Source organism: Candidatus Blastococcus massiliensis AP3 (assembly GCF_000582785.1).
Taxonomy (GTDB): Bacteria; Actinomycetota; Actinomycetes; order Mycobacteriales; family Geodermatophilaceae; genus Blastococcus; species Blastococcus massiliensis.
In genome coordinates, this window is sequence record NZ_HG931173.1 from 1,472,225 (window position 1) to 1,494,112 (window position 21,888).

Below are 21,888 nucleotides of genomic sequence, written 5' to 3' on the forward strand. Positions count from 1 at the left end.
GGCGGACCGGCGCGGGAGGCGCCTCCGCCGGCCGCCCGGCGTGCTCGCCGGCGATCGACATCCGCCGCTCCAGCCGCTCCAGGCGCTGCAGCGTGGCGACCGCGGAGTCGTCGACGCCGGGCAGGAGCATCCGGGCGCAGACGAGCTCGAGCACCAGCCGCGGCGCCGTCGTCCCCCGCATCTCGGTGAGGCCGTCGTGCACGGTGTCGGCCATGCGCGACAGCGTCGCGGAGCCCAGCGCCCGGGCCTGCTGGCTCATCAGGTCCAGCCGGTCCGACGGAGTGTCGAGCAGCCCCTTGCTCCCGGCGTCGGGCACGGCGTCCAGCACGATCAGGTCGCGCAGCCGGTCGAGCAGGTCGGTGGCGAACCGGCGAGGGTCGTGCCCGGCCTCGACCACCCGGTCGACGGCGCGGAACACGCCCGGGGCGTCGGAGGCGGCGAGGGCGTCGATGGTCTCGTCGAGCAGGGCGTCGTCGGTGACCCCGAGCAGGCCGACGGCGGTCTTGTAGGTGACGCCCTCGGGGCCGGCGCCGGCCAGGAGCTGGTCGAGGATCGACAGCGAGTCGCGCACCGAGCCGCCGCCGGCGCGCACGACCAGCGGGAACACCGTCGCCTCGACCGTGACGCCCTCGGCCGCGCAGGTCCGCTCGAGCAGGCCGCGCAGCGTCGTCGGCGGCACGAGGCGGAAGGGGTAGTGGTGGGTGCGCGACCGGATGGTCGGGAGCACCTTGTCCGGCTCCGTCGTCGCGAAGACGAAGACGAGGAACTCCGGCGGCTCCTCCACCAGCTTCAGCAGGGCGTTGAAGCCCTGCGTGGTGACCATGTGGGCCTCGTCGACGATGTACACCTTGAAGCGGCTGTTCACCGGCGCGAAGAACGCGCGCTCCCGCAGGTCTCGGGCGTCGTCGACACCGCCGTGGCTGGCCGCGTCGATCTCGATGACGTCGAGCGAGCCGGGGCCGTCGGGGGCCAGTGCGACGCACGACCCGCACGTCCCGCACGGGGTGGAGGTCGGGCCCTGCTCGCAGTTGAGCGACCGGGCCAGGATGCGCGCCGACGACGTCTTGCCGCAGCCGCGGGGGCCGCTGAACAGGTAGGCGTGGTTGATCCGCCCGCCGTCGACCGCGTTCATCAGCGGCGCCGTGACGTGCTCCTGACCGACCACCTCGGCGAAGGTCGCCGGGCGGTACTTCCGGTACAGGGCCAGTGCCACGCCGCGAGGTTACTCAGCCCCTCCGACGCTCCGGCGGGCGTTCCCCGCCGCCCGGACCGTCAGAGGGTGAGATGCACCAGGAACTCTACGGAGCCGGTGTCCTCCACCCGGACGAAGCCGAGGTTGGGCGGGTCGATGCCGTGGTCGGCGAAGGTCACCGGGATCGATCCGGAGACGTCGACGCCCTCGGGGGTGCGGACGGCGGACAGATCGACCTGCACCTCGCGTGTCGCCCCCTTCACCGTGAGCTCGCCGGTCACCGGGATCGTGACGGGGGTGCCGGTGAGTTCCGGGAGCTCGACGGGCTCGGTGACGGCGAAGGTGGCGGTCGGGTGCCGGTCGACGTCCATGATGCTGTCCCGGAAGTAGCTGTCGCGGCGGCCGTTGTCGGTGGCGATGCCGGCGACGTCGACGACGACCTCCGCCGAGACGAGCGACCCGTCCTCGACCACGACGGAGCCGGTCACCGCGTCGGTCGTGCCGGCGACGGTGTTGTCGACCCCGTTGAGGACCTCGTCGACGCGGTACCCGGCGGTGGAACCGGGTGCCACCGCCCAGGTGCCGTCGGTCCCGGCGGAGACGGTCGCCCCCTCGGGCTGGGCCTCGACCGTCCGGGCGGGTGGGGCGTCCTCGTCCAGCGCGGCGTAGATCAGCGGTCCGGCGACGAGGGCGAGGACGAGGAGCGCGAGGCCGCCTCCGAGGATCCACCAGCTGCGTCGGCGCATGACCACTCCCTGCTTGACGGTTCATGCATCGAAGCGCAGGAACCTGTCAGCCGGCTGTGAGCCGGCACACAACGCACTGGGAGAGGAAAGAAAGGGACCCCCCGCGCACCCGCCAGAGCCCGCTTATCCTTGCTGCCTTCCGGCCCTGGGGAGGTTCACAGGGTGACGCCACACGAGGGGTCGGGACCCACTGTAGAGCACGCGCCGCACGCGACGGGCCCGCCTCGTCCGGAGGGACGGGGCGGGCCCGGTGCTGCGGAGGATGGGAGATTCGAACTCCCGAGGGGTTGCCCCCAACCCGCTTTCCAAGCGAGCGCCATAGGCCACTAGGCGAATCCTCCAACTGCGGTGACGATGCTACCGGTCCTGCGCGGGCCGCTCGGCGTGGCTCTCGTCGGAGGGTGCGGAACGATCACCGGCCCACCCGCGGCGGCCGGGTGGTTGAGTGTCCCGACCAGCGGGCATGCCCGTGCGGATCGGTCAGGACAGTGGCCACCGGAGAGCGTCCGCGAGGGCGCCCGGGAGAGGAGGCGGACATGAGCGAGGACACCAAGGTGCGGCCGGACGTCGTCGACGCGATCGTCGCCGTCCTCAAGGGCGGCGACCCGGCCGAGCTGCCGGCGGGGGCGACGCCTTCGGAGAAGGCGGCGGCGAAGGACTCCTACCTGTCGGAGTTCCTGGCCGAACGCGGCAAGCGCGACCGCCAGTCGCACGCGTGGGAGCTGCTGCTCACCCGCAGCTACGACGAGCCCCCGACGTGGCAGCAGATCTTCGACGACCTCGATCCCGAGGTGCACACCGAGCTCGGCACGCTCTACGACGCCCTGCCCGCCGGCGCACAGGAGGAGTACGTGCGCCGGTACGGAGAGCCGTCGGCCGTCTGACGCACCGACGACCCCGCCGTCCATGACCCGACCCGTCACCGCTCCCGGCCGCCTCGTCGCCGGGCGCTACCGGTTGCAGTCGCAGATCGGCGGCGGCGGGATGGGCGCGGTCTGGCTGGCCCGTGACGAGCTGCTGGGCCGGCAGGTCGCGGTGAAGCAGGTCCTGGTCTCGGAGACCGACGAGGCGCTCGCCGAGCAGCAGCGCCTGCGCGCCCTGCGGGAGGGCCGGATCGCCGCGCGGCTGAGCCACCCGCACGCGATCTCGGTCTACGACGTCGCCCAGGAGGGCGAGACGCCCTGGCTGGTCATGGAGTACCTGCCCTCGCGCAGCCTGGCCGAGGTGGTCACGGCCGACGGGCTGCTGCGCGTGGACCAGGTGGCGCAGATCGGCGCCCAGGTGGCCGACGCGCTGGCCGCCACGCACGCCGCCGGGATCGTGCACCGCGACGTGAAGCCGGCCAACATCCTCATCGGCCAGGGTGAGCGGCTCGAGGGTCTGGTGAAGATCACCGACTTCGGCATCTCGCACGCCAGCGGCGACGTCACGCTCACCCAGACCGGTCAGATCACCGGCACGCCGGCGTTCCTCGCGCCGGAGGTGGCGCAGGGCCAGGAGATGGACGAGGCCAGCGACGTCTTCTCCCTGGGCGCCACGCTCTACACCTGCCTGGAGGGCCAGCCGCCCTTCGGCATGGAGGACAACGCGCTGGCGATGCTGCACAAGGTGGCCGGCGGATCGATCCGCCCGCCGCTGCGGGCCGGCTCGCTCGCCCAGCCGCTGATGCGGATGCTGTCGACCGACCCGGCCGCGCGGCCCACCATGGCCGAGGTCCGCGACGAGCTGGCGAGGCTGGCGGCCGGCCGCAGCGGCGACACCACCACGGTGCTCCTGGCCCGCACCGACCTGCGCCCGGCCACCGGGCGCAAGCACACGGAGATGTTCCCCGCCGGCGCGGCCGTGCTGCCGGTGGAGGACGCCGCCGGCCCCCCGGCGCCACCGCCTTCCCCGCCGGCCACCCCGGCACCCGAACGGCCGGAGGCTGCCCGCCCCGATCCGGCGCCGGCCGCCGTCTCCGAGCCGGTCGTCGACGCCGAGCCGCGTGGGAAGACCAGGCGCCGGCGCGGGATCTGGCTCGCCGCGGCGCTGCTCGTCGCGGCGCTCGTCGGGCTCGTCGCCTTCGTCATCTCCCTGCCCGACGACGACGGCGGCCCGCAGGCCCGGGACACCGCGGTGTCGTCCGAGGCGCCGTCGTCGGCTCCCGACCCCGAGCCGGAGGACGACGAGGCCGAGGACGAGGACGCCGAGGGGGACGACACCCAGGGTGGGGGCACCGAGGGCGGTGGCGACGCGACGGAGGGGAACCAGGGGAACGGCAACGGCAACCAGGGGAACGCGCCCCAGGCCGACGGCGACCCGCTGTCCGCGGACAACGTCGAGCGATTCCTCGAGGACTACCACCGGCAGGTGCTCGAGAACCCGGCGCAGGCGTGGGACCGGACCGGGCCGACCCTGCGCGCCAACATCAGCCGTGACAACTACATCCGCTACTGGCAGCAGTTCGACGACGTGCGCGTGAGCGACGTCCGGGCCACCGACGGGCAGAACCAGGCGACGGCGACGCTCGAGTACCGCTACTCCGACGGTCGCCGGGAGACCGGGCCGCACGTGTTCACGTTCCTGGTGCAGGACGGCCGGCTCATCCTGGACAGCGACTTCCCGGTCGACTGACGCCGAACGGCACGGACGACGGGCTATCATCGCCCGGTGACGATGAAAGCGCGCACGGGCGCTGCTCCTGAGCCGTCGGTCGACGAGACCGTCGCGTTGTCGGCAGCCGCGTGCATGTTCCGGAGCCTGGGCGAGCCGGCCCGGCTGGCGATCCTGCGCCACCTCGCCCTCGGCGAGCACAAGGTCGTCGACCTCACCGCGCATCTCGGGCTCGCACAGTCCACCGTCTCGGCGCACCTGGCCTGCCTGCGCGACTGCGGCCTCGTGACCTCCCGGCCGCAGGGCCGGGCCTCCCTGTGGTCGCTGAGTCACAGCGCACCCCTGCTCGAGGTGCTCGCGGCGGCGGAGCGGCTGCTGGCGGCCACCGGCGACGCCGTCGCGCTGTGCCCCACCTACGGCGAGCCGGCCGACCGGTGACGGCCACCCACACCCACCCCGCGCTGACCGCGGGCGAGCGCAGCCGGCTCGGGCGCCGGGCGCAGCTGCTCGCCGGCGCCTCGGTCACCTACAACGCCGTCGAGGCGATCGTCGCGATCGCCGCGGGGGTCGCCGCCGGATCGGTCGCGCTGATCGGCTTCGGTCTGGACTCGGTGGTCGAGGTCTCCAGCGGGCTGATCATCCTGTGGCAGTTCCGCCACCGGCTGCCGGAGTCCCGCGAGCGACAGGCGCTGCGCCTGATGGCGTTCTCGTTCTTCGCGCTGGCCGCGTACGTGGCGGTCGAGTCGGTCCGCGCCCTGTTCGCCGGGAGCGAGCCGGAGACGTCACCGGTCGGCATCGGCCTGGCCTGCGCCTCGCTGGTCATCATGCCGTTCCTGTCCTGGGCGCAGCGTCGCACCGGCCGCTCCCTCGGCTCCGGCGCCGTGGTGGCCGACTCGACGCAGACGCTGCTGTGCACCTACCTGTCCGCCGTCCTGCTCGTCGGGCTGGTGCTCAACGCGACGCTGGGCTGGGGCTGGGCCGATCCGCTCGCCGGGCTGGTCCTCGCGGCCGTGGCGGTCCGCGAGGGCGTCCAGGCGTGGAAGGGCGAGGGGTGCGGCTGCGCGGCCGGCTGCACCGACGCCTGAACCAGGAACGGCGACGCTCGTCAGGTCGCTGACCTGCACGAACGTCGCCGTCCCCATGGCGGTGGCGGTGGGATTTGAACCCACGGAGGCTTGCACCTCACACGCTTTCGAGGCGTGCTCCTTCGGCCGCTCGGACACGCCACCGCCGAAGAGACTACAGCCCCCGCTGAGCGCGGAAGAACGCGCGTAGCAGTGCGCCGCACTCCTCGGCGCGGACACCCGCGGTGACCTCGGGCCGGTGGTTGAGCCGCCGGTCGCGGACGACGTCCCAGAGCGATCCGGCCGCACCGGCCTTGGGGTCGTCGGCGCCGTAGACGACCCGGTCGACGCGCGACAGGACGCTCGCGCCGGCGCACATGGTGCAGGGCTCGAGGGTGACCACCAGCGTGCAGCCGGTCAGCCGCCAGCCGTCGCCGTGTCGTTCCGCGGCCGCCCGCAGCGCGAGCACCTCGGCATGCGCCGTCGGGTCACCACGCTTCTCCCGCTCGTTGGCCGCCTCGGCGAGCACCGCCCCGTCGGGCCCGAGGACGACGGCGCCGATCGGGGTGTCGCCCCACTCCTGCGCGGCCGCCGCCAGCTCGAGCGCCCGCCCCATCGCCGCGTCGAGGTCGGAGCTCACCCCGGCCCGTCCAGCGGGAAGCCCACCAGCGCCGAGAGCTCGGCGATCGCGACGGTCGGGTCGACCACCTTGATCGTCGAGAAGCCGAGGGCCCGGGCGGGCTTGAGGTTGATGCCCAGGTCGTCGAGGTAGGCGCAGTCGGACGCCTCGATCCGGCGTCCCACGGCCTCGGACAGCCGGTCCAGCGCGCGCCGGTAGATCTCCGGCTCGGGCTTGCGCACGCCCTCCACCGACGACTCCACGATCACGTCGAAGAGGTCGAGGATGTCGTCCATCCGGCCGCCGCGCTCCATCGGCGAGACGTTGTTGGACACCATGCCCAGCGGCAGCCCGGCCTCGCGCAGCCGCCGGATCGCCGTCACCATCGCCGGCCGCACCTCGCCCCGCAGCGCGGCGAGCACCCGGCTCGCGTCGAGCCGGTGCCCCAGCGCGGCGGCCTCGGCCTCGAAGGCCTCGGAGAAGCCGGCCACGTCGAGCTCGTTGCGCTCGAACCGCGCCCAGGCGTTGGTGTCGGGGTCGGTCGAGTTCAGCTGCCGGATGATCCCGTCGGGCAGGCCGGCCTCGCGCTCGTAGGCGGCGAACGCGGTCATCGGGCTCTCGGTGATCACGCCGCCGAGGTCGAAGACCACCGCGGACACGGTGCCGGTCACGGGTTCACCGCCGCGGCCAGCTCGTCGGCGAAGCCGAGCCGCCCCGCGATCCGGTGGACCATCTCCTCGGCCCAGAGGTCGTCGGCTGTCACGATCGGTCTCAGCTCCTCCGCGGGCAGGCCGTCGTCGGCGAAGACGTCCAGGTCTCCACCGGGCCAGCCGCTCTCGTCGTCGTCGAAGGCGCCGTCGGTGTCGACGCCGATGCCGTAGCGCTCCACCACCTCGGCGGCGAGCACCCACTCGAGCATGGTCGCGTCCGAGATCAGCGCCCGCACCATGCCACCCGGTCCGTGCCGCAGGACGACGAAGTAGAGCCGGGAGTCGACCACCACGACGAACGGCGGCGGCCACCCTCCGGCGCCGGGCTCCCCGAGCGCCCGCTCCAGCACGGGCAGCTCGTCGCCGGCGTCCTCGGCGAGCAGCTCCACGCGCCAGCGCCCGCTCCCGCGGCTCACCCGGACGGCGAAGCTGCCGGGCCCGACCGGATCGCTCATCGCTTGCGCAGCAGCGTCAGGCCGTCGGCCAGGGGCAGCAGCGCCGTCTCCCACCGCGGGTCCGCCGCCAGGGCCGCGTTGAGCTCGGCGAGGGCGCGGTCGGACTCGTCCTGCGGGTCCAGCACCCGGCCGTCCCGCAGGGTGTTGTCCAGCAGGACGACGCCGTTCGGGTTCAGCCGCGGGTGCAGCTCCTCGACGTACGCGGCGTACCCGGTCTTGTCCGCGTCGACGAACGCCAGGTCGTAGGTCTCGACGGCCGGGAGCGACCGCAGCGTCTCCAGCGCGGGCCCCAGCCGCAACTCGATCCGGTCGGCAACCCCGGCGCGCTCCCAGTACCGGCGGCCGACCGCCGTCCACTCCTCGCTGATGTCCAGGCAGAGCAGCGATCCGTCGGCCGGGAGCCCCCGGGCGATGCACAGCGCGGAGAAGCCGGTGAAGGTGCCGATCTCGATCGCGGTCCGCGCGCCCAGCGCCGTCGTGAGCAGCTGCATCAGCGCGCCCTGCTCCGCGGCGATCTGCATCGTGCCGGGCGCCTCACCGCGCTCGGCCATGGCGGCGGTCTCCGCGATGAGGTCGGCGATCACCTCGTCGGGCGCCTCGGTGGAGGCGCGCACGTAGTCGGCCAGTTCCGGCGTGAGGAGAAACGACCTGGGGGTCATAGGGTCCGATCATGGCGGAAACGTTCCCGGTACCCACCATGCCGGTCCCTCCGGTGGGCGTCGTCGGGCTCGGTCAGCTCGGCGGCTCGCTGGCCGCCGCGCTCATGGCCGCGGGGCGACAGGTCTCCGGCTGGGACGTCGACCCCGCCGCCCGCGAGGCCGCCGCGGCCCGCGGGGTGACCATCACCCGGGAGCTCTCCGGCGTCGTCGTCCTCGCCGTTCCGCTGCCCGCCATGGCGACGGCGCTGGACGGGCTGACCGCGGATCCCGACGCCACCGTCACCGACCTGGGCTCGGTCAAGGGCCCGGTGCTGCAGGCGCTGGGGCCCGCGCTCGGGACCCGGTACGTCGGCGGCCACCCGATGTGCGGCACCGAGCGCTCCGGGCACGCGGCCGTCGACCCGGCGCTGTTCACCGGTGCCCGCTGGGCCGTGTGCGTGGAGCCGGACACCGACCTGACGCGGTGGCTGCGGGTCGCCGAGGTGGCGCTCGCGGCCGGGGCCGAGGTGGTTCCCGCGACCGCCGCGGAGCACGACGCCGCCGTCGCCGCGATCAGCCACGTGCCGCACCTGCTGGCCGCCGCCCTCGCGCGTGCCGCGGCCGACGCCGGCCCCCTGGCGCTGGCCCTGGCCGCGGGGAGCTTCCGCGACGGCACGCGGGTCATCGGCAGCGATCCCGCGTTCGTCACCGCGATGGTCGAGGGCAACGCCGGTCCCACCGCCGAGGCCCTCACCCGCGTGCGCGCACACCTGGACCGCCCGTGGGCCGAGCTGGTCGAGGGCGGGCACGCCGTCGTCACGCGGCAGGACGGGCGCCGGACCGTCCGGGTGCCGCTGGAGCGGGCCGCGCTGCTCTCCCTGGGTCGCTCGGGTGGTGCGGTCACCCGCCGGCTGGCCGCGTTCCTCGAGTGCTGGGTGCCCGGGAACGGCTGACGGCCGTTTCGTGCAGCCACCTCAGGGCAGCATCCCGGCATGGACGAGAACGACATCCTCAGCCGCATCCACTCGCTGGTCGACGAGGAGCACAAGCTCCGCGACAGCGCCGAGCACACCGACGAGACGCGCGCCCGCATGAGCAAGGTCGAGGCCGACCTGGACCAGTGCTGGGACCTCCTGCGGCAGCGTCGCGCCAAGCGCCAGTACGACGAGGACCCCGATGAGGCTGAGGTCCGCCCCGAGAAGACGGTGGAGAACTACCTCCAGTAAGGCTTGCCAACTTCGTATTACGTCGTAATACTTGATCGGCATGGCGCGCCGACCCCTCTACAAGGGGGTCGACCTTCAGGCACTGCGCATTGATGACGTGACGTGGTCAGAGGAGGCAAGTGATCATGTCCGCACCCGACCTCAGCGGCAGCCTGGACAACCGTCCCTCGAGCCGGAGTGGTGCACCGAGGCTGCCCTCGATGCGCGCCGCGTCGTCAGAGTGGCTGGAGCGGATAAGCCCGAAACTGCGTCGCTGAAGGTTGTCGGATTCTCTCCGTCGGCCTTCGGACGAGGAGAGATGCTCAAGGTGTGGATCTGGTCGGACGATCCTGAAGATGGCTCCTGGAACGGAGCATCCGGGGTCACCGCCAACAATGCAGACAAGCGTCTATACATGCGAGGAGGTCAGGATGAGTGAGCGAGATCGCGAAATGCTCGAGGCCGTCGCGGCGATCGAGGACGTCGAGGACGACGAACCAGCCGTCACCGTCGCGCCCCCTCGGCGCCCGTCTCAGGTGTACTCGATTCGCATCCCGGTTGAGAAGCTGGACCAACTCCGCAAGGTGGCTGCTTCCGAAGACGTCGCACCTAGCCAACTCATGCGCGATTGGGTAGTCGAGCGGCTGGACGCACACGACTCAAGCACGCACGCGGGCACACGTTTGATCGCTCCCATCATCGCCATGCCTGCATCAGGCGCGATTCGAGAGCTTCAAAGGCTCAAGCGTGTCTCCGCCTGAGGACATCAACCGAAGCGAGGCCGTAGCCAAGCGGTTGGACCGCCAGTGGTTCTCTCAGGGAGGGGATGCCCGGCTGGACTTGATCGCCACACTCGGCCGATCCGGCGTACCCGTAGCCCTTGGCCTCTTGGTCAAGGGGACGATAATTCGCGGAGCGATTGGGTCGGACACTCAGTTCACGGAGTCAGCCAGCAAGGCAGTTGAACGAGCGGCCCGCACGTTCTACCCCGAATGGCCCGAGGACATGATGAGCACCGCAACCGACGCGCTTCGTAAGCAGCACGAGGCACAGGTCGCGCGCGAGGAAGAGGCACAGGAGGCATTCGACAAGTACTACGAATCCGCCGGAGCAGGCTTCACTCTCGATGATGTCGCACTGGCCGACGTGCCCAAGGTCGCCAGAGCAGCAACACCTGTCCCTAGGATCTCATTTCAGCAAGCGACCCTGACCCCACCTGGCGGCGTCCCTATCCAGCTCAACCATCTGCGGATCGCCGTCGATGCGATCGATGCCTGGTGGGTCCTCGATGACGAAGCAGGCGCCGAAGCGAATTACGTCCCTCGAACGGCTGAACCCAGCTAGGCGGAGCGCTGGGCCTGACGTCCGTGCTCGGCCCCGAGCAGTGCCAGCTGCCACTGCAGGCGGGCCCGCGGGTCGGTGACCTTGCGGCCGGTCACCGACTCGATCCGCCGCAGCCGGTGCATCACGGTGTTGCGGTGGCAGTACAGCTCGTCGGCCGCACGGGTCGGTGAGCCGTCCGAGGCCAGGAACGCCGACAGGGTGTCCAGCAGCACCTCGCGCTCGTCCTCCGGCAGCGCCAGCACGCCGCCCAGCGTCTGACCCACCAGCCGCGAGCTGATCTCCGGCGAGTTGCTGAGCAGTGCCTCGGGCAGCCGCTCGTCGATGGTGACGACGCGGCGGGCGCCGGTGGGCAGGGTCCGGGCGGCCGTCTCCGCCATCCGGTAGGCCGAGCTCAGCGCCGCGGCACTGTCGACCGGTGCCGACACCCCGACCGGGCCGGTGGCCAGTTTCTGCAGCCGCGCCCGGAGGTCGGGCGCGCACTGCGTGCCGAGGGCGACGACGCCGACCTGGGCTCCGGACCGCGTGCCCCACACCGAGTGCACGCCGCGCCGGAGCAGCTCCTCCCCGATGCCGTCCAGCGCCGGCTCGCCGTCGGCGGCGGGCAGGGCGACGACGGCCATCAGCTGACCGTCCAGCGACATCGCGAGCAGGTCCGACGCCGTCCGCACGAACGAGGGGTCCTCGCCGCGGCCGTCGAGCAGCCCGTCGAGGACCCGCATCCGGGTCTCCTCGTCCACGCCGGCCAGCCGGCGCTGCTCCTCGCGGTAGCTCTCGGCGAGCGCGGCGCACTCGCCGTCGTTGGTGCGCCAGACCGCGCCGGCGACCTCGAGGAGGAGGGTGTCGTGCCGGCCGCCGGCCTGGCGGGACACGGTCAGGAGCGTCTCCCAGGTGATCTGCCCGCCCAGGCGGTAGGCACGCAGCACCGCCTCCAGCGGGATCCCCTGGGCGGCGCGGCGACGGCCCACCTCGCGGGCGCCGCTCATCGCCGGGCAGGCGCCCTGGGAGGCGCCGATGAGGGCGAGGAGCCCCTGCTCCAGGTTGTCCCGGGTCGAGCTGCGCAGGTCGGCCTCGGCCTGGGCGACCATCTCCTCGTAGGCGGGCTCGGTGCGCGTGAGGAGTTCCACCATCCGGTCGGTCATGGCGTCGAGCTGGTCGAGCAGCAGCGGAGCGAGATCCGCCAGTCGAGCCGCGACCTGGGTGTCGAACGCCTGCACTCGAACTCCTCCTTAGACGCGTCGTTCAGCACAACACGTCGGAACCATCACTGTGCGATGCGCCCATTGTGACCTTCCGCGGGATCGGGCCGGTCGATCCGGACGGACTCGTGACCCAATCGTCGCCAGGACCGACGGTCCCACGTGGACGTGTGTGGCCCCGGCGTCCGGGTAGGAGGCCCGCGGCACGCCCGTCGCGGCGCACCTGCGCCAACGAGGCAGCGAGGCAGCGAGGCAGCGAGGCAGCGAGGAGCTGACATGGCACAGCCGGTGCGCGGCGCACGGACCATCCGCCGGGCGGTGGTCACCGGCGGCGCCGGCTTCCTCGGCTCGCACCTGTGCGAGCACCTGCTCGACCGCGGCGTCGAGGTCGTCTGCCTCGACAACTTCCTCACCGGCTCCCCCGAGAACGTCCTGCACCTGATGGAGCGCCCCGGCTTCCGCCTGGTCCGCTGCGACGTCACCGACTACGTGCACGTGCCCGGCCCGGTCGACCTGGTGCTGCACTTCGCCTCGCCGGCCAGCCCGCTGGACTACCTGAAGATGCCGATCGAGACGCTCAAGGTCGGCAGCCTCGGCACGCTGCACACCCTCGGCCTGGCCCACGACAAGGGCGCCCGCTACGTGCTCGCCTCGACGTCGGAGGTGTACGGCGACCCGCTCGTGCACCCCCAGCCCGAGGAGTACTGGGGCAACGTCAACCCGGTCGGCCCCCGGGGTGTCTACGACGAGGCGAAGCGCTTCAGCGAGGCCCTGACGACGGCCTACCGCAGCTCCAAGGGCACCGACACCGGGATCGTCCGCATCTTCAACACCTACGGCCCGCGGATGCGTGCCGACGACGGCCGGGCCATCCCCGCCTTCGTCGGCCAGGCGCTGTCGGGCCGGCCGCTCACCGTGGCCGGGGACGGCTCGCAGACCCGCTCGATCTGCTACGTCGACGACACCGTGACCGGCATCCTCGCCATGGCGTTCTCCGGTCACGCCGGGCCGGTCAACATCGGCAACCCCGACGAGCTGTCCATGCTGCGGCTCGCCGAGTGGATCGTGGAGCTCACCGGATCCGACTCCCCGATCGAGTTCATCGACCTGCCGGTGGACGACCCGAAGGTCCGTCGTCCCGACACCACGCGCGCCGAGCAGTTGCTGGACTGGCGGCCGCGCGTCCCGTCCGAGGAGGGGCTCCGGCGGACGGTGGACTGGTTCTCCAGGCAGCTCGCCGCGCGAGGAGCCGAAGCCGGCTGACCGGGGGGCGTCCGGCCCCGTGCGGGCCGGCGGGCACACTCCGTCGGCAGACACATCTAGTCTGTTGATGCGGCTCGGGGGGACCGCGTCCGTCCCCCTGTCGACCTCAGAGAGCGAGCATGGGCCGCCACGCCGATCCCACCACCCCCAGCCGCCCGGTTCCCTACGTCCTGATCGCCGCAGGCCTCGCGCTCGTCCTCCTCGCCGGAGGCCTGGTGTGGTGGCTCACCGGTGGGGACGACGAGGACTGCGCGACGCGGTCGACCGTCGCCGTGACGGTCACCCCCGAACTGGCCGGGCTCGCCGAGGAGCTGCTCTCCGACCCGGACGCGCTCGGCGCCGACGGCTGCGTCACGGCCGAGGTGACCGCCCAGGAGCCGCTGCAGACCGCGGGCGACCTCAGCGCCCTCGACGCCGACGCGCTGCCCGACGTGTGGATTCCGGACTCCTCCCTGTGGTTCCCCCGCGCCGGGGACGCCGACCTCTCGCCCGGCTCGTCGATGGCCACCTCACCCGTGGTGCTCGCGACCAGCACCGCGGTGGTCGACGACCAGGGCTGGTCCGACGCGCCGCCGACCTGGTCGGAGGCGCTGACCGAGGACCAGCCGGTCGCGATGCCCGACATCGCGGCCAGCGCCGAGGCGCTCGCGGCGCTCGCCGCGCTCCGCGGCACCGTCGACGGCGACGAGCAGGCCGACACCGCCGTCGTCGAGGCCGTGCTGGCCGCCGACCGCGCCTCGGGCGGCGCGTCGAGCGCGCTCGAGGCCGCCGGCGAGGGCGCCTCCGACGCCGCGCTCGTGCCGGTGACCGAGCAGGCGGTGTACGCGGCCCACACCGCCGACGGCGAGTCCTCGCTCGTCGCCGTGTACCCCTCCGAGGGCTCACCGGTGCTCGACTACCCCGTGGTCCGCGTCGGCTCCCCGACGGGCGACCAGAGCCGGGCGGTCGACTCGGTCGTCGCCGTCCTGACCTCCGACGACGCGCGGACCGCCGTCAGCGAGGCGGGCTTCCGCGACGCGGACGACACCGCGCCCCCCGCCGCCGGCGAGGAGACCGGCATCCGCGAGGAGGCCCCGGACCCGGTGGAGCTCGACCCGGACCAGGTGCAGGGCCTGTTTGACCGGCTGGCCGCCCTGGCCGCACCCTCCCGGCTGCTCGCCGTCGTCGACGTCTCGGCGTCGATGGAGGCCGAGGTGGGCGGCGGCAACCGCGCCACGCTCGCGCGGGACGCCGCCAAGAGCGCACTGGCGCTCATCCCCGGCCGCTCGGCGATCGGGCTGTGGGTGTTCGCCCGCGAGCTCGACGGCGCCGCCGACTGGCAGGAGCTGGTGCCCACCCGGTCGCTGGACGCCGAGGTGGACGGGCGCACGCAGCGCGACGTCCTCCAGGAGCAGGCGGACACCTTCCCGACCCGCCTCTCCCCCGGCGGCACCGGGCTGTACGACACGATCCTGGCCGCCGTCCGCAAGGCCCGGGTGGACTTCGATCCGACCGCGGTGAACACCGTCGTCGTCATCACCGACGGCACCGACGAGGACGGCGACAGCATCGGGCTGGACGGGTTGCTGCAGACGATCGCCGGCGAGGCCGACCCGGGCCGCCCGGTGAAGGTCATCGGCATCGCGCTGGGTCCCGACGCCGACCTCAGCGCGCTCGAGACGATCGGCGAGGCGACCGGCGGTGCGGCCTACTCGGCGGTCGACGAGAACGACCTGCAGAGCGTCCTCTTCGACGCCCTCCGCCAGCGCGGGTGACGGACGGTTTGTGCACTAACCGCCCCGGCGGCCGGTGCACGAACCGTCGGGGAGGGCGCCGAGGGCCTCGACGGCCTCGTCGACGGTGATCCGCGCCAGGGCGGGGTCGAGCTCGGTCCCCCAGGGGTCGCCGGCGCCGTCCCCGTGCCAGAGGACGACGTGCTGCGGGCGCGGCGGCGGGCCCCACAGCGCCGGTGACACCGGGCCGAACAGCACCACCGACGGACGCCGGTAGGCGCTCGCCAGGTGCGCCACCCCGGTGTCGCCGCAGACCACGAGCCGCGCGGCCGCGATCACGCCGGCCAGCTCCAGCGACGTCGTCCGCCCCGCCAGGACCGCGTCGGGACCGAGACCGGCGGCCACGGCCACCGACCGGGCCAGCTCCACCTCCGCCGGTCCGCCGGTTATCCGCACGTCGTGCCCGGCGTCGGCGAGGTGCCGGGCGACGGCGGCGAACCGGTCGGCGGGCCAGCGCCGGGACGGATGGGCGGCACCCGGGTGCACCACGGCGACGTCGCGCACCGGCGGGGGCGCGGGCGGGACGGCCAGGTCGAGCGCGTCGGGGTCGGCGTCGACGCCCAGCCCGTCGGAGACCAGCCGGCACCAGCGGCGCACCTCGTGCTCGTCGGCGTACCAGGTCGGGCCGGGATAGCCGGGGCTGTCGAAGGTGAGCAGCCGCCGCGGGTGGAGGTCGGCGACGACGACGTGCGAGGCCGGGCCCTTGCCGTGCAGGTCGACGGCGAGCTCGGGAGGAGGCCCGGTCCAGTCCAGCGGCTCGAGCTCCCGGGCGGGCAGCACCTCGTCGACGGCGTCGATCAGCTCGGCCAGCGGGCGCAGCGACCCGGTGGTGGCCAGGACCAGCCGGTGGTCGGGCACCACCGCCCGGATCGCCCGGATCGCCGGCACCCCGGTGAGCAGGTCCCCCAGCCCCAGCGGCCGCAGCACCACCGCTACCGGGACTTTCGGCGCCGAAAGTCCCATCAGGGCCGGGGACTTTCGGCGCCGAAAGTCCCGTCGTGGGCGCGCACTACACCCGGGAGCGCTCGACCAGGGCGGTGGTCGAGTGGCCGTCCAGGTACGGGAGGACGACGGCCTGCCCGCCCCACGTCCGCAGCACCGCCGCCTCGGGCAGGTCCGCGCCCGCGTAGTCGCCGCCCTTGGCCCACACGTCGGGGCGCAGCCGCTCCAGCACCGCCGACGGGGTGTCCTCGTCGAAGACGACGACGGCGTCGACGAACTCCAGCGCCTCGAGCACCCGCGCCCGGTCCGGCGCGGTCACCAGCGGGCGGGACGGGCCCTTGAGCCGGCGCACCGAGTCGTCGGAGTTGATGCACACGACCAGGCAGTCGCCCAGCCCGCGGGCGGCCCGCAGCGTCGCGACGTGCCCCGGGTGCAGCAGGTCGAAGCAGCCTCCGGTGGCGACGACGGTGCCGCCCGCCGCCCGCACCCGCGCGATCACACCCTCCGCCCCCGGCTCGGCGACCACGTTCGGCTCCGGACGGTCGACGTCCCACGCCGAGGCCCCGCCGCCGGCGACGAACGCCGACGCGACCGCCACCCCCGCCGCCACGGCCTCGCCGGTCACCGCGCCGTCGGCCAGCGCGAGTGCGGCGGCGGCCGCGAAGGAGTCGCCCGCCCCGCAGCTGTCCCCACCGGAGACGGGCACGGCCGGAACCACCATCGGCGCGCCCGAGCCGTAGGAGAGCAGCGCTCCGCGGGAGCCCATCGTCACCGCGACCGCGCCGACTCCCCAGTGCCCGATGAGCGCCTCCGCCCGCGCGCCGACCGCGGCCAGTCCGTCACCGTCCACGGCGGGCACCAGCCGGGCGGCCTCCGCGGCGTTGGGTGTCACCAGGCGGACACCCCGCACCGGGTCGGCGCCGCGCGGGTGCGGGTCCCAGACCACCGGGCCGCGCGCGGCGGCGAGCGCCTCGCGCACGTCGGCCGCCGCCGTCGTCCCCCGGCCGTAGTCGGCGACCAGCACCGCCGCGGCCGAGCGCAGGACCGACGCCGCCTCGTCGGGCAGCGGGCCGAGCGTGGCGACCGGCGCACCGGAGTCCAGCCGCGCCACCGAGTGGTCGCCCACCCGGATGCGCTGCTTCACCGCCGTGCCGCCGGTGGCCGGGATCGGCACGAGCCGCACCCGCCCGTCGAGCAGCGCCCGCAGCCGGTCGGCGCCCTCGTCGGAGTCCAGCGGCGCGATCAGCACGACCTCGCGCGTGGTCGCGGCGGCCGCGAGGACGGCGGCCAGCGCGGCGCCGCCGGGCCGCTCGCGACGGGAGACGTCCTCGACCACCGGCACGGGCGCGTCGGGGGTCAGCCGCGACGCCGACCCCACCAGGTCGACGTCGAGCAGCGCGTCGCCGACGACGACCAGCGGCCCCGTCATCCCGCCTGCCCCAGGGAGGGGCCGGACGCCACGCGGGCCGGCGCGGCGAGCACGGCGGCGTCGAACGCGGCGCACACCAGGTGCAGCGCGACCAGGTGGCACTCCTGCACGGTGGCCGTCCACGGGGAGTCGATGCAGACGGCGTCGTCGGCAGCGGCGGCCAGCGGGTTCGGCTCGGGGCCGGTGAGCGCCAGCACGGTGATCCCGCATTCGCGTGCGCGGCGGGCGGCCGCGACGGCGTTGGGTGAGCGGCCCGAGGTGGACAGCAGCACCAGCACGTCCCCGGGCCGGCCGTGCGCCTCGACCTGACGGGCGAACAGCTCGTCGGCCGGGTAGTCGTTGGCGATCGCGGTGAGCGTGGAGGTCTCGGCGGTCAGGCAGATGGCGGAGAACGGCGGCCGGTCGGCGCGGTAGCGGCCGACCAGCTCGGCGGTCAGGTGCTGGGCCTGCGCGGCGCTGCCCCCGTTCCCGGCGGCCAGCAGCCGGCCGCGGGACTCCGAGCACAGGACGCCGGCCAGCAGCCGCCCCCAGCGGTCGAGCGCGTCGAGCTGCCCCTCCAGCGACCGCAGCGCGGCCTGCAGCGACCGCACGTGGTCGGCTCCGGTGAGGTGCGTGCAGGTGCCCGGCGCCGGCACCTCGGCGGCGACGTTCTCGAGGAAGGAGTGCGGTTTCATCGGGCGGCCTCCACGAGCGGGCGGCGGGCGAGGACCTGCCGGTAGACGGATTCGGTGTCCGCGACCACGCGGCTCCACCGGTAGCGGGCGCGGGCGCGCTGCACGCCCTCGGCGCCGTAGGCCGCGCGGCGCGCGTCGTCGGCGAGCAGCGCGGCGAGCACCTGGCCGAGCCGCTCGGGGTCGCGCGGCGGCACGAGGTCGCCGGTGACGCCGTCGACGACGCTGTCCTGCAGCCCGCCGACGGCGGTGGCGACGACGGGCCGGCCGCACGCCATGGCCTCCAGCGGCGTGATGCCGAACGGCTCGTACCAGGGCACGGCCAGGACGACGTCGGAGGAGCGGATCCAGCCGGGGACGTCGTCCCGGGCGACCGAGCCGGCGAAGACCAGCCGGTCGGCCACCCCTGCCTCGGCGGCGATCGCCCGCAGCCGGCGCACCTCGGGATCGGCGTCGATCCGGTCGGCGGGCGGCCCGCCGACGACGACGAGCTCCGCGTCGGGCACCGCCCGCAGCGCCCGCACGGCGTCGTCCTGCCCCTTGCGCTCGACGAGCCGGCCGAGCACGAGCAGCCGCGTGCGGTCCCCCCGCGGCGCCACCGGGCCCCGCGGCGTGAAGGCCGAGGTGTCGACCCCGCACGGCACGATCGAGACGCGGTCGGTGGTCAGCCCGAGCCGGCGCAGCTCGAAGACCTCGTCGCTGCAGGTGGCGACGACGTGGCGGACGCTCCGGCACAGCGAGCGCTCGAGGTCGATCCGGTTGGGCGGCGAGGTGTCGGCGTCGCCCTGGTGGCGGCGCTTGACCGAGCCGAGCGCGTGGAAGGTCTGCAGGACGGGGATGCCGCCGGCCGCGGCGACCGAGGCCAGCCCGCTCATCCAGAAGTGCGCGTGCACGAGGTGGGGCGGGTGCTCCGACCAGGTGCGGCGGAGGTTGGTGGCGAACTCGGGCATGTGCCGCAGCAGGTCGTCCTTCGGCAGCTCCTTCGGCGGCCCGGCGGGCACGTGCACGACGTCGTAACCGTCCTGGAGCACCACCCGCTCGGGCAGCGCGTCGTCGTCCCGACGGGTGTGCACCGTGACCTCGTGCCCGCGGCGCGCGAGGCCCGCGGCGAGCGCCGCGACGTGCACGTTCTGCCCGCCGGCGTCGACCCCGCCGATGGCGGCGAGCGGGCTGGCGTGCTCGCTGACCAGGTCGATCTTCATCGCGTCACCTCTCCCAGGAGGGCATCCCAGTCGCGCAGGAACCGCTGGAGCCCGTACCGCTCCAGGGCAGCCGCCCGCGCGGCCTTGCCGGCCAGCCGGGCGGCGTCGTCGTCCTCCATGAACGCCCGCACGGCCGCCCACAGCCGCTCGGGCCGGGTGGACAGCACGCCGGCCTCGGCCGGCACCGCCTCGACCACCTCGGTGGTGGCCAGCGCGACCACCGGCATGCCGAGGTGCATCGCCTCGAGCAGCGAGAGGCCCAGTGAGGTCCAGCGGACCGGGTGGACGTAGACGCGGCGCCGGGCCAGCTCGGCGTGCATGGCGGACTGCGGCGGGTCGTCGAAGAGCCCGACCCGGTCGGGCGACAGCCCGTACGCGGCGTGCAGGCCGGTCAGCCCCATGCCGAACACGTCGACCGGGGCGACCTCCGCCAGCCCGGGCAGCAGGTCGGCGCCGACGGTGCGGCCCCGGCGGACCGGCTCGTTGACGACGACGGCGGCGCGCGCGAGCTCGCCGGTCCAGCGCTCGCCCGGGTCGACGATCCCGTGCTCGATGACCGTCGTCGGCGCCCGGCCGTTGTCGTAGAAGAGCCGGTTGAAGTGCGTGACGTGCGCGATCGGGATGTCGCTGCGCTCGGCCATCGGGTGGCGGGTGTGCGGCACCGGACCGTCGTCGGGTTCGAGCCCCGGCGCGTTGTGCTCGAGGAAGACGGCGGGCAGGTCGCGGCCGGGCTCGGCGCCCAGCCACTCGCGCACCAGCTCCAGGTCGCGCATCCGCTGGAGGACGACGACGTCCGGCGGCTCCGCGCGCAGCTGCTCGGGCGTCACCTCGCGGGCGGACGCCGGCCAGTCCCAGGTGCGGGCGCGGCCGAGCCCGTCCGGGCTCCGGCTCCCGTCGGGGCCGTCCACGACGGGGAGCAGGTATTCGTGCGGGCCCTGGACGAACGACGTCGTCCACGAGCCGTGCACGTGCCAGATCAGCACCTTCATGCGCTCACCAGCTTCTCCACCGCGGCGACCACGTCTGCCGCGGTCACCGACGTCAGGCAGGGGTGGCCGGGCACCGGGCACTCGCGGGCCCGAGTGCCCGCGCAGGGCGCGGTCTGGTCGCCGAGCAGCACGGTGGGGACGCCGTACGGCGCCCAGCGCTCGGCCGGGACGACCGGCGCGAAGAGCGACACGACCGGCGTGCCGACGGCGGCGGCCAGGTGCGCCGGACCGGTGTTGCCGACGACGACCGCGGCGGCGCCGTCGAAGAGCGCCGCCATCTCGGCCAGCGTCGTCGCCCCGCCGAGGTCGGTGCCGCGGCTGCCGGCGACCAGGGCGGTGAGCTCCCGCTCGGCCGGGCCTCCGGTGACCAGCACCCGGTGACCGGCGTCGGCCAGCGCCTCGACCGCTTCCGCGCACCGCTCCGGCGGCCAGGCCCGCGCCGGAACGGAGGCGCCCGGGTGCAGGACCACGTATCCCGGCTCCAGTCCGGCGAGGTCTGCACACTCGCCGCCTTCAGCGCCCTGATGGGTGCGAGTGTGCAGATCTCGCGGCGTCGGGAGGGGGCGGCGGACGGCGAGGCGGCCGTCGTCGCCGGGTGGCAGCTCGAACCCGGCCGCGCGAGCCAGGGAGAGCGCCCGCTCGGGCTCGGGCAGGTCGTCGTCCACACGGTGCCGGACGTCGAGCAGCGAGCCGGGGTAGTCGACGCTGATCGCGCTGATCCGAGGCACCCCGGCCGTGCGGAGCACCAGCGCGAGCGGCAGCGGGGACTGGTGGAACGACGTCGAGACGACCGCCTCGTCGGGCGCCAGGGCCCGGACCCGCTCGGTGAGCGCGGCCAGGTCGGCGGCGTCGAGCGGCGGTGGGTCGCCGAGGATCCAGGGGCAGGCCCAGGTCCACACCTCGTCGACGCCGGGCAGCAGCTCGGCGGCCGCGGCACCGGCGGGGCCGGCGAGCACGACCACCCGGTCGGCGCCGTGCGCGACGGCCCGCACCAGCGGGCCCTGCAGCAGGACGTCGCCGGCGTTGTCGAGCCGGGCGACGAGCACCGTCCCCCGCCGCCCAGGGACTTTCGGCGCCGAAAGTCCGGAGGAGGCCGGGACTTTCGGCGCCGAAAGTCCGGGGGTGGGGGTCACCAGGCACCGCCCAGCACGTCGTCCACCGCCGCGGGCAGCGACGGGGCGACGTGCGCCGCGGCGGCCACCTCGGCCTTCCGGGTGACCGGCGTCGGCACCATGATCCCGGTCGCGCCGGCGGCGGCCGCGGCGTCCACGTCGGCGGCGATGTCGCCGATGACCACGCAGCGGGCCGGGTCGACGTCGAGCTCGGCGCAGGCGACCTTGACCATCCCGGGCGCGGGCTTGCGGCAGGCGCAGCCGTCGTCGGGACCGTGCGGGCAGACCTGCAGGGTGTCGAAGGGGCCGAGCAGCTCCTCGAGCCGGGCCATGCAGGCGTCGACCTGGTCGCGGGTGATGATCCCGCGGGCGACGCCGGACTGGTTGCTGACCACGCCCACCTGCACCCCGCGGGCGCGCAGCGCGTCGAGCGCCTCCCCCGCCCCCGGCACCGGCGTCACCAGCGCAGGGTCGCCGTTGTACGGGTAGTCGCGGACGAGGGTGCCGTCGCGGTCGAAGAGCACCAGGTCGGGCAGGCCCCGCCACGGGCGCACCCCCACGTGCTGCACCACCCCGCGCAGCCAGTGCCACGTCGCCAGCGGCGGGATCACCGCGCTGGTGAGGGCCATGGTGGCCATCTCGGCCCGGGTCCGGGGTCCGGGTGCGATGCGCGCCCAGGCGAACTCGGCGGTGCCGGCGAGCCACCCGGCGGCGGCGAGTGCGGCCGCCCGGGGCCGGCGCGCGACG

The 21,888-nt window shown here is 74.4% G+C and carries 24 protein-coding genes, 2 tRNA genes and 1 other RNA gene; 10 read left to right on the plus strand and 17 right to left on the minus strand.

The window, feature by feature from the left end; translation table 11 throughout:
* From BN344_RS20650 to BN344_RS07300, 4 genes are all read right to left on the minus strand, one after another.
* A partial coding sequence (locus tag BN344_RS20650; RefSeq protein WP_040338107.1) for a DNA polymerase III subunit gamma and tau occupies positions 1-1,213 on the minus strand: 1,213 nt, incomplete at its 3' end.
* 59 nt (positions 1,214-1,272) lie between these two features.
* Positions 1,273-1,938: a YceI family protein gene (locus BN344_RS07295; protein WP_040338108.1), complete on the minus strand. Its 666-nt coding sequence runs from the start codon at positions 1,936-1,938 to the stop codon at positions 1,273-1,275.
* Between the two features lie 89 nt (positions 1,939-2,027).
* Positions 2,028-2,123, minus strand: an RNA gene (gene ffs, locus BN344_RS19465) — signal recognition particle sRNA small type.
* Positions 2,124-2,194: 71 nt separating this feature from the next.
* Positions 2,195-2,279 (minus strand) — tRNA-Ser (locus tag BN344_RS07300).
* Positions 2,280-2,474: 195 nt separating this feature from the next.
* Between BN344_RS07300 and BN344_RS07305 the strand changes: the two genes are divergently transcribed.
* From BN344_RS07305 to BN344_RS07320, 4 genes are read left to right on the plus strand one after another with little or no spacing between them, the layout of a single operon-like run.
* Positions 2,475-2,822, plus strand: coding sequence for a hypothetical protein (locus tag BN344_RS07305; RefSeq protein WP_040337529.1), 348 nt, complete (start codon positions 2,475-2,477; stop codon positions 2,820-2,822).
* 22 nt (positions 2,823-2,844) lie between these two features.
* Positions 2,845-4,551 carry a serine/threonine-protein kinase gene (locus BN344_RS20190; protein ID WP_040337530.1) on the plus strand — a complete coding sequence of 569 codons (1,707 nt, stop codon included), beginning with the start codon at positions 2,845-2,847 and terminating at the stop codon, positions 4,549-4,551.
* A 42-nt stretch (positions 4,552-4,593) separates the two neighbouring features.
* Entirely contained in the window at positions 4,594-4,968 is a 375-nt protein-coding gene (locus BN344_RS07315) for an ArsR/SmtB family transcription factor (protein ID WP_040338109.1), read from the plus strand.
* Positions 4,965-5,615: a cation efflux transmembrane domain-containing protein gene (locus tag BN344_RS07320; protein WP_051515617.1), complete on the plus strand. Its 651-nt coding sequence runs from the start codon at positions 4,965-4,967 to the stop codon at positions 5,613-5,615. The genes BN344_RS07315 and BN344_RS07320 overlap by 4 nt, the downstream gene beginning before the upstream one ends.
* A gap of 56 nt (positions 5,616-5,671) precedes the next feature.
* Here the strand turns inward: BN344_RS07320 and BN344_RS07325 are convergent.
* The 5 genes from BN344_RS07325 to BN344_RS07345 form a co-directional block, all read right to left on the minus strand.
* Positions 5,672-5,759, minus strand: a tRNA-Ser gene (locus tag BN344_RS07325).
* A gap of 10 nt (positions 5,760-5,769) precedes the next feature.
* Positions 5,770-6,234, minus strand: a complete 465-nt coding sequence (gene tadA, locus BN344_RS07330; protein WP_231486574.1) for a tRNA adenosine(34) deaminase TadA — start codon at positions 6,232-6,234, stop codon at positions 5,770-5,772.
* Entirely contained in the window at positions 6,231-6,884 is a 654-nt protein-coding gene (locus BN344_RS07335; RefSeq protein WP_040337531.1) for an HAD-IA family hydrolase, read from the minus strand. Before BN344_RS07335 ends, tadA begins: the two co-directional genes overlap by 4 nt.
* Complete coding sequence (locus BN344_RS07340) at positions 6,881-7,378, minus strand: tRNA adenosine deaminase-associated protein (protein WP_040337532.1); 498 nt, start codon at positions 7,376-7,378, stop codon at positions 6,881-6,883. Before BN344_RS07340 ends, BN344_RS07335 begins: the two co-directional genes overlap by 4 nt.
* Complete coding sequence (locus BN344_RS07345) at positions 7,375-8,037, minus strand: O-methyltransferase (RefSeq protein WP_040337533.1); 663 nt, start codon at positions 8,035-8,037, stop codon at positions 7,375-7,377. The genes BN344_RS07340 and BN344_RS07345 overlap by 4 nt, the downstream gene beginning before the upstream one ends.
* Before the next feature lie 11 nt (positions 8,038-8,048).
* On the opposite strand from BN344_RS07345, the gene BN344_RS07350 reads away from it, so the two are divergent.
* The 4 genes from BN344_RS07350 to BN344_RS19850 all read left to right on the plus strand — a co-directional run bounded on the left by BN344_RS07350 (position 8,049) and on the right by BN344_RS19850 (position 10,565).
* The gene (locus BN344_RS07350; protein ID WP_051515618.1) at positions 8,049-8,969 is read left to right on the plus strand and encodes a prephenate dehydrogenase/arogenate dehydrogenase family protein; all 921 of its coding nucleotides are present in this window, start codon (positions 8,049-8,051) and stop codon (positions 8,967-8,969) included.
* A gap of 39 nt (positions 8,970-9,008) precedes the next feature.
* Positions 9,009-9,242, plus strand: a complete 234-nt coding sequence (locus tag BN344_RS07355; RefSeq protein ID WP_040337535.1) for a DUF2630 family protein — start codon at positions 9,009-9,011, stop codon at positions 9,240-9,242.
* A 410-nt stretch (positions 9,243-9,652) separates the two neighbouring features.
* Positions 9,653-9,982 carry a hypothetical protein gene (locus tag BN344_RS07360; protein WP_155858776.1) on the plus strand — a complete coding sequence of 110 codons (330 nt, stop codon included), beginning with the start codon at positions 9,653-9,655 and terminating at the stop codon, positions 9,980-9,982.
* Positions 9,983-10,229: 247 nt separating this feature from the next.
* Complete coding sequence (locus BN344_RS19850) at positions 10,230-10,565, plus strand: hypothetical protein (protein ID WP_155858777.1); 336 nt, start codon at positions 10,230-10,232, stop codon at positions 10,563-10,565.
* Here the strand turns inward: BN344_RS19850 and BN344_RS07370 are convergent.
* On the minus strand, positions 10,562-11,779 hold the full coding sequence (locus tag BN344_RS07370) for a PucR family transcriptional regulator (RefSeq protein ID WP_040337538.1): 1,218 nt from the start codon (positions 11,777-11,779) through the stop codon (positions 10,562-10,564). The genes BN344_RS19850 and BN344_RS07370 overlap by 4 nt on opposite strands.
* 258 nt (positions 11,780-12,037) lie before the next feature.
* Here BN344_RS07370 and BN344_RS07375 point away from each other — a divergent pair, with 258 nt between their 5' ends.
* Both BN344_RS07375 and BN344_RS07380 read left to right on the plus strand, forming a co-directional pair.
* On the plus strand, positions 12,038-13,024 hold the full coding sequence (locus tag BN344_RS07375; protein WP_040337539.1) for a UDP-glucuronic acid decarboxylase family protein: 987 nt from the start codon (positions 12,038-12,040) through the stop codon (positions 13,022-13,024).
* A gap of 119 nt (positions 13,025-13,143) precedes the next feature.
* Complete coding sequence (locus BN344_RS07380) at positions 13,144-14,778, plus strand: vWA domain-containing protein (RefSeq protein WP_040337540.1); 1,635 nt, start codon at positions 13,144-13,146, stop codon at positions 14,776-14,778.
* Positions 14,779-14,793: 15 nt separating this feature from the next.
* Here the strand turns inward: BN344_RS07380 and BN344_RS07385 are convergent, their stop codons facing one another.
* The 7 genes from BN344_RS07385 to BN344_RS07415 form a co-directional block, all read right to left on the minus strand.
* The gene (locus tag BN344_RS07385; protein WP_231486575.1) at positions 14,794-15,723 is read right to left on the minus strand and encodes a glycosyltransferase family 9 protein; all 930 of its coding nucleotides are present in this window, start codon (positions 15,721-15,723) and stop codon (positions 14,794-14,796) included.
* Between the two features lie 82 nt (positions 15,724-15,805).
* Positions 15,806-17,167 carry a D-glycero-beta-D-manno-heptose 1-phosphate adenylyltransferase gene (gene rfaE2, locus BN344_RS07390; protein WP_040337542.1) on the minus strand — a complete coding sequence of 454 codons (1,362 nt, stop codon included), beginning with the start codon at positions 17,165-17,167 and terminating at the stop codon, positions 15,806-15,808.
* Complete coding sequence (locus BN344_RS07395) at positions 17,164-17,841, minus strand: D-sedoheptulose-7-phosphate isomerase (protein ID WP_081788411.1); 678 nt, start codon at positions 17,839-17,841, stop codon at positions 17,164-17,166. Before BN344_RS07395 ends, rfaE2 begins: the two co-directional genes overlap by 4 nt.
* Entirely contained in the window at positions 17,838-19,040 is a 1,203-nt protein-coding gene (locus tag BN344_RS07400; protein ID WP_040337543.1) for a glycosyltransferase, read from the minus strand. The genes BN344_RS07395 and BN344_RS07400 overlap by 4 nt, the downstream gene beginning before the upstream one ends.
* Positions 19,037-20,029 carry a glycosyltransferase gene (locus BN344_RS07405; protein ID WP_040337544.1) on the minus strand — a complete coding sequence of 331 codons (993 nt, stop codon included), beginning with the start codon at positions 20,027-20,029 and terminating at the stop codon, positions 19,037-19,039. Before BN344_RS07405 ends, BN344_RS07400 begins: the two co-directional genes overlap by 4 nt.
* Complete coding sequence (locus BN344_RS07410) at positions 20,026-21,075, minus strand: glycosyltransferase family 9 protein (protein WP_040337545.1); 1,050 nt, start codon at positions 21,073-21,075, stop codon at positions 20,026-20,028. Before BN344_RS07410 ends, BN344_RS07405 begins: the two co-directional genes overlap by 4 nt.
* Positions 21,076-21,158: 83 nt before the next feature.
* A partial coding sequence (locus BN344_RS07415) for a D-glycero-alpha-D-manno-heptose-1,7-bisphosphate 7-phosphatase (protein WP_155858819.1) occupies positions 21,159-21,888 on the minus strand: 730 nt, incomplete at its 5' end.